This window comes from Niastella sp. sgz303648 (assembly GCF_059587045.1).
Map to the genome: position 1 here is coordinate 416,962 of NZ_JCAPSW010000001.1, position 14,436 is coordinate 431,397.

Annotated in this window: 9 protein-coding genes; 6 read left to right on the top strand and 3 right to left on the bottom strand. The window is 44.5% G+C overall.

Going from position 1 to position 14,436, the window contains the following annotated elements:
* Nucleotides 1-18 precede the first annotated feature (18 nt).
* The 3 genes from AC59IL_RS01500 to AC59IL_RS01510 all read right to left on the bottom strand — a co-directional run bounded on the left by AC59IL_RS01500 (nucleotide 19) and on the right by AC59IL_RS01510 (nucleotide 4,336).
* Nucleotides 19-2,445 (bottom strand): ABC transporter permease, encoded by a 2,427-nt coding sequence (locus tag AC59IL_RS01500; RefSeq protein ID WP_496550295.1) that lies wholly within the window; start codon nucleotides 2,443-2,445, stop codon nucleotides 19-21.
* Between the two features lie 23 nt (nucleotides 2,446-2,468).
* Nucleotides 2,469-3,155 carry an ABC transporter ATP-binding protein gene (locus tag AC59IL_RS01505; protein WP_496550296.1) on the bottom strand — a complete coding sequence of 229 codons (687 nt, stop codon included), beginning with the start codon at nucleotides 3,153-3,155 and terminating at the stop codon, nucleotides 2,469-2,471.
* 71 nt (nucleotides 3,156-3,226) lie between these two features.
* Nucleotides 3,227-4,336, bottom strand: coding sequence for an AraC family transcriptional regulator (locus AC59IL_RS01510; protein ID WP_496550297.1), 1,110 nt, complete (start codon nucleotides 4,334-4,336; stop codon nucleotides 3,227-3,229).
* Nucleotides 4,337-4,561: 225 nt separating this feature from the next.
* Here AC59IL_RS01510 and AC59IL_RS01515 point away from each other — a divergent pair, with 225 nt between their 5' ends.
* The 6 genes from AC59IL_RS01515 (at nucleotide 4,562) to AC59IL_RS01540 (ending at nucleotide 14,108) form a co-directional block, all read left to right on the top strand.
* Nucleotides 4,562-7,942: a glycosyltransferase family 117 protein gene (locus AC59IL_RS01515; protein WP_496550298.1), complete on the top strand. Its 3,381-nt coding sequence runs from the start codon at nucleotides 4,562-4,564 to the stop codon at nucleotides 7,940-7,942.
* Nucleotides 7,943-8,271: 329 nt separating this feature from the next.
* Nucleotides 8,272-9,369: a vWA domain-containing protein gene (locus AC59IL_RS01520; RefSeq protein WP_496550299.1), complete on the top strand. Its 1,098-nt coding sequence runs from the start codon at nucleotides 8,272-8,274 to the stop codon at nucleotides 9,367-9,369.
* A gap of 217 nt (nucleotides 9,370-9,586) precedes the next feature.
* Nucleotides 9,587-11,107, top strand: coding sequence for a sigma 54-interacting transcriptional regulator (locus tag AC59IL_RS01525; RefSeq protein WP_496550300.1), 1,521 nt, complete (start codon nucleotides 9,587-9,589; stop codon nucleotides 11,105-11,107).
* A gap of 105 nt (nucleotides 11,108-11,212) precedes the next feature.
* Nucleotides 11,213-12,313, top strand: coding sequence for a DUF2891 domain-containing protein (locus AC59IL_RS01530; protein WP_496550301.1), 1,101 nt, complete (start codon nucleotides 11,213-11,215; stop codon nucleotides 12,311-12,313).
* Between the two features lie 16 nt (nucleotides 12,314-12,329).
* Nucleotides 12,330-12,908 (top strand): O-methyltransferase, encoded by a 579-nt coding sequence (locus AC59IL_RS01535; protein ID WP_496550302.1) that lies wholly within the window; start codon nucleotides 12,330-12,332, stop codon nucleotides 12,906-12,908.
* 6 nt (nucleotides 12,909-12,914) lie between these two features.
* Entirely contained in the window at nucleotides 12,915-14,108 is a 1,194-nt protein-coding gene (locus AC59IL_RS01540) for an outer membrane protein assembly factor BamB family protein (RefSeq protein ID WP_496550303.1), read from the top strand.
* Nucleotides 14,109-14,436: the final 328 nt, after the last annotated feature.

Below are 14,436 nucleotides of genomic sequence, written 5' to 3' on the forward strand. Positions count from 1 at the left end.
CCCGCATTTGTCATCCCATTATTCATACGCCAGCGCTTCCCGGGTACTTATTTTATTGGCACGCCGTGCCGGATAAAAAGTAGCCACATAAGAACCTGCAATTATAATAAACACCCAAATGATAACTGCTATTGCGGATATTGTTAACGACAACGGCGTTCGGAAGGCCATGTTGCCTATAAACCGGCCAAACCAGAACGATAATAACAGCGACAACCCGAATGCAATAATAATGCTGATCATCCCTATTAAAAATCCTTCCCATACCACAAGGTTCCTGATCTTCTTTGGCGTTGCACCAATGGCCCGCATAACGCCGATTTCCCTTGTTCGCTCCATGATGCTCATGCTCATGGCCGACATCAGACCGAGTATGCCAACTATTCCCATCAACACAGCCATTGATAGCAATGTAGTAACCAGCACTTTCATGTGCCCCGCAATCGCATTTCGTAAAAGCCATACAGGTACTGCGGCCTTTACCGAAACGTTTTGCTGCTGTAGCAATTTTTCTACTTCGAGGTTCTTTTGAATGGCAAATTCTTTGGAACGATCAACATAAGCGATCTTCAGCGTATTAATGGTACCTGCTGTTTGCATTTGTTTTGCAAAGGCTGCCAGCGATACATAGGCTGCTGCGGGCGTACCGTAATCTTTTGTAAAGCCCACTACATTCCATTCGGTTCGTTTACCATTCAATAAAAGAGCCACACGATCACCCACCTTAACTTCCACCGATAACACTTTGGCCGATTGATTTAATACCACATCGTTTGCATTATCATTATTAAGCCATCGTCCTTCAGTAACCGTAGGGCTAAACAATCTGGTTGTAACGGGTAAAGCCTGTACAGCAAAACTGCCATGACCTTTGTCGGGATAGGTATGTGTTACTTCGTAATTGTCTTTGTTGGCAAACGAAGCCTCGGCATAATTCCAGCCCTCGGCCATTTGAACACCGGGTATTTCTTTTATGGAGTTTACCACTGTATCAGGGTAAATTGAATTAAACAATCTTACCTCCATATCATACAATCGCTGGGTGTAAATTTTTTGCAGACTTTGATACCAGGCTTCTTTTACATTCAGCGCGGTCAAAAACATGGCGCCGCCGGCAGCCAGTAATCCAAGCGTTAATAGTAGCCGGCTACGCTGGCGAAAGGTATTGCGAATTGAAAGCAGCAACACTTCGTTTTTGCCGGCAAAGCGTGAAATCTTTAACAGCCACGCATCAACTATTGTTCTTTTTGATGATACGCCATAATTATCCAGCGCCAGCTTCACCGGTATGCGGCTGCCTCGTATAACAGGAATGGCTATGGCAATAAACGGAATAATAATGCCCGAACCTATCTGTATCAGGGGAACATACAGCGGAATAGCATCATTGTGAATTTCGAGATTAAGTAATACCGCTATCTGCTTATAAAAAGCGGTGGCAGCCAGCCGGCTAAGTGGTATGGCTATTATGAGGGCGATTGCACAAATAATAAACATCATATACCCGTAAAGCCGTGTAACCTGAAACGAACCGGCGCCGATGGTTTTCATAATCCCGATCTGCCGCACCTGTTTTACCATTAGGGTTGCCATAGAGGCCGATACCAGAAAGGAACCCAATACGAGTATCAAAAATCCGAATACAATAAAGATCATCATTACGGCATTCATCTGGCTCTGGTGCGGATGCTTTCCCGGTGACGGCACTTGTATTTCGTGCACCTTATAACCATGCGTTGTAAGCCAATCGGCCAGGGCGGTTGCTTTACCGGTTATGTATTGTCGTAGCCTCCCCGGTGGAGGGGGTGTTTGGTTTTCGCTTACAATTATTCTTAGCTGATCAAAGCCCTGATGTTCGCCCAGCTGGTGTAGTGTTTGCATCGTGATGTAGCCATATCCGGCCTGTTCCTGCCAGGCGGGGGCAAGGCCGGCGTCGTGTACAGTGCCTGTGAGCTTTATTTTTTTTAGGGACCCGTGCGGGGTTTTAATCTCAATTTCATCGCCTTCTTTGGAGTTCATGACCATTAAGGCTGTACGTTCAGTAAGCATTGTTCCTTCGGGGGGAACTGCGGCGCCGGAAATATGGCTGATCCTGTTGGTGTGTTTGGCCACAAAATCATCTATCACAAATAACAACAATGGATGCCAGCGATCACCTACTTTCATACGGGCCAGTAACGTGGCATGTCGTTCTGCTTCTTTAATGCCCGGTATTTTTTTAATGCTATCAATAAGCGAAGTTGAAATGCTATCCTCCAGTTCAATGGTGGCCGAAGCAGGATTGGTACTTACATAATTTCCGGTCATTTCCCGCTTAATCACTCCATAGCCTCCTAATATGGCGCCGATGCCCCAAACGCCAATGGCAATGGCCAGTACCAGCATCAAATTTTTTGCATAGTCGTGCGTAAGGTCCCGTATCACCTTCCGGTATCTTGTTTTCATAACCGTTCATTCAGTTTTTCTAATTAATTAATGATAGTTCCGTCGAGGATGGAGATAGTGCTTCCGAAACTGTTGGCAAATTCCTTTTCATGGGTAACAATAATCACGGTTTTACCCGCCCGGGCAAAACCGGCAAACAAATCCATGATGGCTGTGGCCGTGTGTGAGTCGAGGTTGCCGGTGGGTTCATCGGCAATAATTACCGGGGGATCATTGGCAAGCGCCCTTGCAATAGCGGCACGCTGTTGCTGTCCGCCCGACAAAGCTGAAGGCAATTTATCGGCCTGATCTTTTATATCAACCAATGCCAGTAAGGCCAGCGCCCGTTCGCGCCGCTCTTTCCTGGGGTAGCTGTTGCAAAAATCCATCGGCAGCATTACATTTTCAATAATGGTAAGCGTGGGCAGCAGTTGAAAAAACTGAAATACAATGCCGATATTTTTTCCCCGCCACGAAGCCAGGTCATTTTCAGGCAGCTTGTCGATCCGTATGCCATTTACCAGCACATTGCCTTCCGTTGGTTTGTCGATGCCGGAAATAATGTTGAGCAAGGTTGATTTTCCGCTCCCCGATTTACCGGTAATGGCTACCAGCTGTCCTTTAATAATACTGAGGTTGATGTTTTTTAATGCCTGGAACGACCCCGATGAAAGGGGAAACGTTTTGGTAACATGATGCAGTTGTATCAGCGCTGTGTTTTGCTGGTTCATACTTTTTTATTTGTTCAGCAAACTACACAACCCTGCATCGGCGGCAGACCGGCTGTATCCCTGTGGACGTCCTAATCCATTAAATTTTTTCTGTACCCGGTAGGCGTTAGTCCTGTGAAGCGTTTGAAAATTAAATTAAAGCTCGATTTTGATTTGAAGCCGGCTTCAAAGGCAATACCCAGCAAACTGAAATTGGCCTTATCAGGATCGGCCATCAGCTTCTTCACCTCTTCGACCCGATGCCGGTTTATAAAATCGTAAAAATTTTCGTTAAGTCCGTTATTGATCAATTGTGATAGCTGGCCGCGGGTCATTTTCATTTCTTTTGCCAGGGAGCTTAACGACAGGTCTGGGTCAAGGTAGGGTTTCTTTTCGGCCATGTACGTAACCAGCTTGCTGATCAATGCCTGATCGGGTTTGGGCACAGCAATGGTTTCGGGCAAAACGGGTGCGGCCGGCTCCTGAGGCTTCTCTTCTGTTAAAGTATTGAATACATCACGCTGCAATATGCCCCTGAAGCCAAGCGCAAATACCGAAAACGAAAAAACAACCCCTGTTGCCTTTGGCAGCCATTTCCGGCTTTCCCAATGGATGGCTGTAAACAGGCTCAGCAGAAAAAAGATATTAATAATAAGGAACACAATTAAAAAGAACTTCAGCCACGATATATTAACATTTTCAGTATTAGATACCTCCTGTTGCAACAGGTGCTGATGGGCAAGCCATTTTTTGTGCAGCAGGTATTGATAACACGAAAACTGAACAACCACCATTACCCAAAAAAAGATGTACAGGAACCACGTATGACTTTTGATGAGTATCGATAAATACTGCGGGCGCCCCGAGCCAAACGACAGGGAAAAGAAAACAATCAGCAAAAAAGGAATAAAATGCAACAGCAGTTTTCCGTTAAACCTTACCCGTTGCCCGGTTAATTCAACCGCATAAAACCACGACAGCGGGGCAATGAGCAAAAAAGTGGGATCGCCGGGCGAATAAATGGTATTGGAAAAATGGCGAATGACCTTTCCGGCATAATTTATATGAAGAATACTGAAGGCCAGCGCCACCAGTAAAATGGAAAGAAACAGGTTTGCCCTGCTTCGCCTGACGTTTTTATGATTTAACAGAAAAACGACAAATATCGCCGTAACAACGGCTCCATTACTGAGGATCTTCAAAACCTGGTTACCAAAATCACCCAAAGGAGAAAAATTTATTGTTCCGAATGGGCCTAAAACTACATTAAAACACACGAATGAACGTCCAATAGAACGCTAATAGCCCTGTACCCCGGAACATAATCATTGGTTAATCAGCGTACAAAAAGGCTAATTTTCAAATTATTGAACAAGAAACTTAAAACTTAGAACTTATATTTGCCCATTCTTTTAAACCAACACTTTATGAATTTTAACCGAGTGAACAACATAGTGGGTTGGATCGTGTGTCTGATTGCTTGTAGTGTTTACGTTTTAACCATGGAACCGACCGGCAGCTTCTGGGACTGCGGCGAATTTGTATCCAGTGCTTATAAACTCCAGATCCCACACCCGCCCGGTGCTCCGCTGTTTATTTTGCTGGGCCGTTTTTTCATTATTTTGTTTGGCGATAATCCTACCAACGCTGCACTCGGCGTAAATTTCATGAACGCTATCGCCAGTGGCTTTACCATTTTGTTCCTTTTTTGGACAATTACCCATTTTGCCCGTAAACTGGTAAAAAAAGACGGTATCGATTTAACCAAACAGCAATTATTTACCGTAATGGGAGCCGGTGTGGTGGGCGCCCTCGCCTATACCTTCTCCGACTCATTCTGGTTCAGTGCTGTTGAAGGTGAGGTATATGCCCTGTCGTCGTTATTTACGGCCGTGGTTTTCTGGGCCATTTTGAAATGGGAACATGAGGTTGACCAGGAAAATAAAGCCGATGGCCATAGATTTTCCCGCGCCGATCGCTGGCTGATATTTATATTTTATATGATGGGATTGTCGATCGGTGTGCACCTGCTGAACCTGTTAACCATCCCCGCCATTGTAATGGTGTATTATTTCAAACGTTACAAGGTTACCCGTTGGGGTACTGTAGCAGCCTTTTTCATGGGTTGCGTTGTTACCGGCCTGGTGCAGGTAGCCATTATTCAATGGAGTATCAAAGGCGCCGGTTCATTCGATATATTCTTTGTAAATAACCTCGGCATGCCATTCTTTACGGGTTTTGGCACTTACTTTATTCTGCTGGCAGCCCTGCTGATCGCTGGTTTGCTTTTCAAAGAAGAGCAGATTCGTAAGTTTACCATCTTCCCCGTTTGGCTGTCGGCCATTATATTATTGTTCTGTTTTCCGTTCATTCATTCAGGCGCTACCTTTTTCTTATTAATCGTAGGCCTCGGCGTTCTCATCTTCATTTGTTATTATTTCAAGAGCAATATCTATTCTTTCATGAAGATCGGCCTTTGGTCGGCCATCTTCCTCATATTGGGATATTCTACCTACTTCACCACCCTCGTAAGGTCATCGGCCAATCCGTCGGTGGATATGTATAACGTAGATAACCCGGTGAGCCTTGTGGGCTACCTGAGCCGTGAACAGTATGGCGACTGGCCTGTTTTATACGGTCCTGATTTTGTTTACCGCTCACCTTTTGTAACTACCGGCGACTTATATGTAAAAGGAGATGATAAATATGTTGTAGCCGGTAAAACCCGCAAGCAGGATTTCAATGCAGGCCCCAGCGAGGAAGATAAAAGCGGGCTCGCGCAACAACATCCTGACTGGAATGTTGACAAAATCGGTCCGCACATTTTTCCCCGTATGTGGGACAATGGCAATGAACGAAACCAGGAATATGTATATCGCACTTTTGGCGGCCTCGATGGCAATGAACAACCGTCGTTCCTGAGCAACATCCGCTATTTCCTCGATTACCAGTTCCGCTGGATGTACTGGCGCTATTTTATGTGGAACTTTGCCGGTAAACAAAACGACCTGCAGGGCTTTGGCAACCGCCGCGATGGAAACTGGAACAGCGGTATTAGTATTATCGATAAAGCATTCGGACATAGTACACCTTCCGAATTGCCCGATACCGCAGGTACTAAAAACAAGGCGAATAATAAACTCTTCTTCCTGCCCTTTATACTGGGCATAATAGGGTTTGTATTCCAGTTGAACCGTAACAAACGCGACTTTCTGATCAACTTCCTGTTATTCTTCTTTACAGGTTTGGCAATTGTAGTATACCTGAATCAATCGGGTCAGCAGCCACGTGAACGTGACTATGCCTATGTGGGTTCTTTCTATGCATTTGCGATCTGGATAGGTCTTGGTGTTATTTGGGTGAAAGAACTATTATCGAAATACCTGAAAGGCGGTGATATTGCCAATTACGCTGCCTTTGGTTTGTGTTTGCTGGCAGTGCCCGTATTAATGGGTGCTCAGGAATGGGACGATCACGATCGCGGCAAAAAAACACTGGCCCGCGATATTGGTAAAGATTACCTCGAAAGTTGTTCAAAGGATGGTATTCTGATATCATTCGGCGACAACGATACCTATCCGTTATGGTATTCGCAGGAGGTTGAAAAAATACGTCCCGATTTACGCGTGATCAATTATAGCTTATTGGGTACCGACTGGTACATCAACGAACTGCGTTATAAAGTAAACGAAAGCGCTCCTACCGACGTGATCTTTACACCGCAACAAATTGAAGGTGATAAACGGAATGTTGTATTTACCGGTTCTTACCTCAGTCGCGCCAATTATAGCGCGCCGTTGCAGGGTTATGATCAGAACAAATATTACAACCTGTACGATCTGTTAAAGAATGTAACGGCCAGTGATGATCCAAAATACACCGTGCCTTTGAATGACGAAGACATGGGTAATATTTTACCGGTTAATAAATTAAGCATTCCGGTAGATGTTGATTACGTGAAGAAAAACATGCAGTTCAACCCCGGCGACAGTGTTGTAAGCGAACTGAAGCTGGATATCAAAAGAAATTATCTGCAAAAGAACGATCTGGCCGTACTGGCCATCATAGCCGGTAATAAATGGAAACGTCCTATTTATTTTACCTCAACGCAGGAGCTCGAAGACCTGGGTCTGGAGAAATATGTGCGCATGGAAGGATTGTCGTACCGCCTGGTGCCTGTTGAAGGAACCAATGTTGAAATGGATGTGTCGTACAAAAACATCATGGAAAAATTCGCATATGGCAGTGCCAATAAATCGAATGTTTATTTTGATGAAGAAAACCGCCGCCATTTGAACAGCATCCGTCAAACGCATGCATTTTTAGGTATGTCGCTGGTTGATGCCGGTAAAAAAGATTCAGCTGCCAAAGAATTGCGTAAATACGATGCGCAGGTATCGGAAGATAATATGCCTTATGGCTTTACAAGCAACCGGGGTAACTTCCATAATCGCGTAACCATGACATTCCTGTATGCAGCCTGGCGCAGTGGCGATACGGAACTGGCGAAAAAAGTAGAAAAATCGGTTAAAACCGACCTTGAGCAACAGATGAAATACTACCGCTCGCTGGGTGATCCTGAACAAAATAACGAAACCCTGGCTATGCAGGCAGCCGGATATCTGAACAACAAAGGCGGTGTATTATCCGAAAAACAGGAAGTATTCGCGCAGGATATCATGTCGTCGTATCAGATGCTGATGCAAATGAGCGACTGGGATAAACAATTCGGAGGCGCCGGTAAAAACGCGGTAGAAAATGCCCCCACTACCCTACCCGCTCCCGATTCGCAGAAAAAACATAATTAAGTCCGAAAGACTGAAAAGTCCGGAAGTCCGAAAGAAGATGTTGCGAATGCAACTTTCTTTCGGACTTTTTGTTTTTACTGCTGTTCTGTCTTTCGAACTTTACCGACTTTCCGACTTCCGGACTGCTGCAAGCCAACAATTGCATGCCTGTTTTGTTGTATCTGTTAACAAAAATTACATGCATCAATGAATGAATTTTAATGCTTAAATTGAGTGAATTGAAGGGTCCTGGGGGCCCTGAGCGTAGTCGAAGGGACTGCCAAAGCATCGAACGAAGTCGGGATGCTGCTGTTCGAGATCAAATTAAAAAACCTTAAATAAGATTTGCAGTGATAGGACACCATTTTACCAAATTCGATCCCAACCAACAGGGCAAAACAAAATTCGAGCAATTACTGGATGTATTCATGCAATTGCTAACCTATACCAACGGCGATGTAAGCGAAGCGCTGAGCTGGATGAATCAGCTTGATAAAGAATATGAGCTCACCAACGAAGAATACGGCATGGGCGATTTTATTGATGAGCTGAAAGAAAAAGGATACATTCAGGAGAACCAGATAAGCGGACAAATAACCATTACTTCAAAAACAGAACAGGGTATACGCAAAAGATCGCTCGAGGAAATTTTTGGTAAACTGAAGAAAACCAAACAGGGCGACCACCATACGTTTAAACCCGGTTCGGGCGATGAGATCAATCCCGAAACACGGCCTTTTCAGTTCGGCGATACACTGGAGCAGATTGATTTTACCACATCCATCCGGAATGCTCAGATCAATCATGGTATCGAAAGCTTCAGCATGCAGGAAGACGATCTGGCCATTCGCGAAACCGACTTTAAATCGCAAACATCTACCGTGCTGATGATCGATATTTCGCACTCGATGATCCTGTATGGCGAAGACCGCATTACGCCGGCCAAAAAAGTAGCCATGGCGCTGAGCGAACTGATCACCACCAAATACCCAAAAGACACGCTCGACATTGTGGTATTTGGCAACGATGCATGGCCGGTAGAAATAAAAGACCTGCCCTATTTGCAGGTAGGCCCCTACCATACCAATACCGTAGCCGGTTTGGAAATGGCGATGGATATTTTGCGACGCCGCAAAAATCCCAACAAGCAGATCTTTATGATCACCGATGGTAAACCCACCTGCTTAAAAATAGGAAAACGGTATTATAAAAACAGTTTTGGGTTAGACAGGCGCATTACCAACCGTTGCCTGAACCTGGCCGCCCAATGTAAAAAGCTAAAGGTACCCATCACCACTTTCATGATCGCTACCGACCCATACCTGCAAAAGTTTGTACAGGAATTTACCGAAACCAACAGCGGTAAAGCCTTTTTTGCTTCACTCGACAGACTGGGCGCCTTTATATTCCGCGATTTTGAAAACGGAAAAAGGAAAACGGTATACTGAGCGAAGTCGAAGTATGAGCAAAGCCTGCCCGACTGTCGGCGGGTCGAAATATGAACCCCGCGGTCCTGAGTCCCGCCATAGCGGGAAAGGATCGAAGGGTGAGCTGGTTTGTGTTGAGCGCCCTGAGCGAAGTCGAAGGGTCGAAGCATCGAAGGAGCGATACCATTACGACGAATAGAACAAAAAAATTACAGATAGTATACGTAAAGGAAAAATTATGAATATACCCAAAATAAAAACGCTTGGCGAACTTAAGAAGAGCGGCTATGAACCAAAATCGGTAAAAGATGAAATTCGAAAAAACCTTATCTGCAAACTGCAAAAGAACGAAAGCACCTTTAACGGAATTATAGGTTACGAAGAAACAGTGATCCCCGATGTGGAAAGAGCGCTGCTGAGCCGTCACAACATCCTGTTCCTCGGTTTACGCGGACAGGCAAAAACCCGTATGGCCCGGCAAATGATACAGTTGCTCGATGAATACGTACCGGCCGTGGAAGGCAGCGAAATCAACGACGATCCGCTGGCGCCCATATCGCGCCATGCCAAAGACCTGATCACCGAAAAAGGCGATAACACGCCCATTGTATGGGTACATCGCAGCGAACGGTACGGCGAAAAACTGGCCACCCCCGATGTAAGCGTAGCCGACCTGATCGGTGATATCGATCCCATCAAAGCAGCCAACCTTAAGTTGAGCTTTGCCGATGAACGCGTGATCCATTATGGCATTATTCCGCGCAGTAACCGCGGCATATTTGTGATCAATGAAGTTCCCGATTTACAGGCCCGCATACAGGTAGCGCTGTTTAACATTCTTGAAGAAGGCGATGTGCAGATACGCGGTTTTAAACTGCGTATGCCGCTGGATATTTTATTTGTATTTACAGCGAACCCCGAAGATTATACCAACCGCGGTTCAATTGTAACACCGCTGAAAGACCGTATCGAAAGCCAGATATTAACGCACTATCCCAAAACCATCGATACCGCGCTTACCATTACCGAGCAGGAAGCCGATATTTTGCACGAACAAAAAAACAAGGTGCAGATCAGCGACCTCGTAAAAAGACTAATAGAGCAGATATCATTTGAAGCCCGCGGCAGCGAGCTGGTAGATAAAAAAAGCGGCGTATCGGCCCGTTTAAGTATTTCAGCATTCGAAAATGCCATCAGCTCGGCCGAACGAAGGTCTATCATAAACAAAGAAAGCTTAACGCAGGTATGGATCAGCGATATGATCGGCCTGATCCCTTCTATTACCGGTAAAATTGAGCTGGTATACGAAGGCGAGCAGGAAGGCCCTTATCAGGTAGCCATGAACCTGTTGGATAAATCGATCCGTTCGCAGTTTGTACAATACTTTCCCAATCCCGAGTCGCTCAAGAAAAAACGCGGTCAGCAGCCTGCCGATGAAAATCCTTACCGCGCCATACAATCGTGGTTCGACAAAGGCAATTCGCTGAACCTGTTTTTTCATACAAAAGATGAAGAAAAGATACAGCAGTTGTATAAAGTTGATGGACTTCATGCGCTGGTGAAAAAATTTTTCAAACAGGCCAACGAAAAAGAAGCCGCCCTGCTAATGGAATTTGTATTGCACGGCCTCGCCGCCTTTTCGATGATCAGCAAAAAAGTGCTCGAAAGCCGGGTTGAGTTCAAAGACCTGATGGGATCGATGTTAGGCAATACCACCTCCCTCAACGATGAGGAGTTTAATGAAGATGACTTTAATTAATATCGAATACCGAATGTTGAATGTCGAATGTAGAAGTAAAAAACACTCAATGAGTATTACTTCGACATTCGACATTTATAATTCAATATTCGTTATTTTTAAAGCATGAGAACATTCTTTACCCTGTTTACTACATTTATCACAATTGCTTCATATTCCCAACAACCAACCTTCTTTACCATCAATGCCGACAGCACCGCATTTTCATTAACGGTTGAAGGCGCCGCCCACCTCGCTTCCCTGCCGCTGAAATGTATTTTTCAGGAGTATCCCAACAAAACCGGTCATACCGCCAATAGCGACAGCGATCAGGTACTGACGCCCAAACAGCTGCACCCCTCATTTTACGGCTGTTTCGACTGGCACAGTTGCGTGCATGGTTACTGGATGCTGGCACGCTTACTGAAAAAATTTCCAAATCTGCCACAGCGGACCGACATAGAAAACGCATTTAACACCACACTTACACCCGAAAAAATAGCACAGGAAGTAAAATATTATCAACTTCCGCTTGCCCGTTCATACGAACGCACCTATGGCTGGGCCTGGTTGTTAAAGCTCGACCAGGAACTGATGGAATGGAAAGACACAAGCGCCCAAAAATGGCATGCATCATTACAACCTCTTACGCAAAAGATCATTGAATTGTGGACGGCCTTCCTGCCAAAACAAACCTACCCCAACCGCACCGGCGTACATCCCAATACAGCCTTCGGTCTGGTGTTTGCGCTTGATTATGCACATGCGGCAGGCAACACGGGTTTTGAGCAGGCCATCATAAAAGCATCCGGAAATTTATTTGGTAAAGATGCACAGGCGCCCGCGCGCTGGGAACCCGATGGATCAGACTTTCTTTCACCCTCACTCGAAGAAACCGATCTGATGCGCCGTGTGTTACCCGCTGCTGAATTTACAAAATGGTTCAATCAGTATATGTCTGCCACCGGATTGCAAAACGTATTGAAGATACCGGTAGTAAGCGATCGCAGCGATTTGCAAATTGTTCACCTCGATGGTTTGTGTTTCAGCCGCAGCTGGTGTTTAAAAGGACTAGCATCTACCTTACCCAAAACCGATCCCCGCCGCGCCCGGCTACTAAAAGCATCCATCCGTTTATTAAGCAGCAGCCTGCCCCACATAGCCAGCGGCCAATACGGCGGCGAGCACTGGCTGGCGAGTTTTGCCGTGTATGCGTTGATGAATTGATTAAACCAAACACTCAATGACAGAAGAAATAAATCAACGATTGCCAAAGGCATATAACGACATCGATGCAGCAACAAAATTATCAGGATTTACAATGGCATCTGATGTTTTGACCTGTTCATTGCTAAGAACGCTTGCAGCCTCCAAGCCATCAGGTAAATTTTTGGAACTTGGTACCGGCACAGGACTTTCAACCTCATGGATACTCGACGGAATGGATGCAGCGTCAACACTAATATCTGTAGACAATGATCCTTTATTTTTGAAAATAGCTAACGATAAATTGGGGTTTGACAATCGCCTGAATCTGGTGCTTGCAGACGGTGGTACATGGGTAGAAGAAAATAAGCATCAAAAATTTGACTACATTTTTGCAGACACCTGGCATGGTAAATACCTTCTATTAGACGAAGTATTGTCAATGTTAAACAAAGGAGGGCTTTATATAATTGACGACATGCTACCGCAACCCAACTGGCCCGATGGGCATCAGGAAAAGGTCATGAAATTGATTGCATACCTGGAAACAAGAGAAGATTTATTATTGACAAAACAAATTTGGGCGACCGGAATTATAGTTGCCGTAAAAAAATGACCCCTTATGAAACAAAGTATTTTATTGTTAAGTCTGTTGATCTTTACTTATTGTAACGCACAAATAAAAACAGGAAAGCTCGTATGGAAATACAACACCCAAAATAAAATTGTTGCCACTCCCTGTATAGATAATTCAAATATTTACTACGGAAGTGAGGATGGCAATTTCTATTGCAATTCCTTAAGCGATGGTAAATTGTTATGGAAATATACTGCAGGCAACCCTATCAGGTCATCTGCTGCTATAGCAGAGGGTAAGGTTTATTTTGGTTGCGAGGATGGTTATGTTTATGCACTGGATGCATTCAAAGGCACTTTACTGTGGAAATTTGCAGCTAAAGAAGAGCACAACTATGACCCGTGGGATTATTACCGGTCATCACCGGTTTGTTACAAAAACAGATTATATATAGGAAGTGGCGATGGTAATGTATATGCCATCAACACGATGAATGGTAAAGAGCTATGGCATTATACAACTGGAGGCATTGTACATGCCGACCCGGTCGTAAGCAACGATACCGTATTCATTGGCAGCTTTGATGGGAACTTTTATTCCCTGAATGGTATAACAGGCCAACTCATCTGGAAATTTAAAACTATCGGCGACAGGTTCTTTCCTAAAGGTGAAATTCAAAAAGCAGCCCTGGTAACGGACAATGAGGTTTATTTTGGCAGCAGGGATTATAACCTTTATGCGCTGAATAAATCAACCGGTACGGGCCTTTGGAATATGAAGGAGAATGGCAGCTGGATTATTGCAACCCCATTTGAAAAAGAAGGCACACTATTCTTCGGCACTTCAGATTCTCACGCTTTTTACTCATTGAATAATTATTATGGAAAGGTTAACTGGAAGGCTGCCTTGCCTTTGCGATCCTACAATACACCGGCAGGATACGATACATTAATTTTTACCGGATGTTTTAACGGATATGTCTACGCATTTGGACAAAAGACCGGCAATATTCAATGGACATTCCAGACAGATGGAAGTAAACAGAATTACTCCACAGTATATGATTCAACAGGGCGTTTCAGAAAAGATTTTAACATGTATGGTAATGATTCCACTGCCAAAGTAGCCGAACAAAAAATCATGAAACTTGGCGCCATCCTCTCAACGCCTGTAATTAAAGAGGGTATTCTTTATGTTGGAAGTGCTGATGGAAATTTATATGCAATAAAAATAGATTGAAGAATATTATGGACCCTAATAAAAGCCAGCGGCCAATACGGCGGCGAGCACTGGCTGGCGAGCTTTGCGGTATATGCGTTGATGAATTGATGGGACCTTTTAGTATTGTATCCTGTTAAGAAGTAGTGTATATTAGTATTAGCTATGGAAAGATTCACGATAGCATTCTTTATAGTTGGAATTATATTAATTACCGGGCTGCTTGGGCTAATTAATAAGTTACAGTTCACTGTAAAAGCAAGTCTGATTTTAAAAAGAGTATTCATTTTTCTGAGCCTCCTTTTATTGACAACATTTATTCTTGCTTTATTTGACGTTTATTTTCGTG

Bases quoted from the DNA above. Each gene is read 5' to 3' on its own strand.
- AC59IL_RS01500 (WP_496550295.1), bottom strand. From the start codon at position 2,445: ATGAAAACAAGATACCGGAAGGTGATACGGGACCTTACGCACGACTAT.
- AC59IL_RS01505 (WP_496550296.1), bottom strand. From the start codon at position 3,155: ATGAACCAGCAAAACACAGCGCTGATACAACTGCATCATGTTACCAAA.
- AC59IL_RS01515 (WP_496550298.1), top strand. From the start codon at position 4,562: ATGAATTTTAACCGAGTGAACAACATAGTGGGTTGGATCGTGTGTCTG.
- AC59IL_RS01525 (WP_496550300.1), top strand. From the start codon at position 9,587: ATGAATATACCCAAAATAAAAACGCTTGGCGAACTTAAGAAGAGCGGC.
- AC59IL_RS01530 (WP_496550301.1), top strand. From the start codon at position 11,213: ATGAGAACATTCTTTACCCTGTTTACTACATTTATCACAATTGCTTCA.
- AC59IL_RS01535 (WP_496550302.1), top strand. From the start codon at position 12,330: ATGACAGAAGAAATAAATCAACGATTGCCAAAGGCATATAACGACATC.
- AC59IL_RS01540 (WP_496550303.1), top strand. From the start codon at position 12,915: ATGAAACAAAGTATTTTATTGTTAAGTCTGTTGATCTTTACTTATTGT.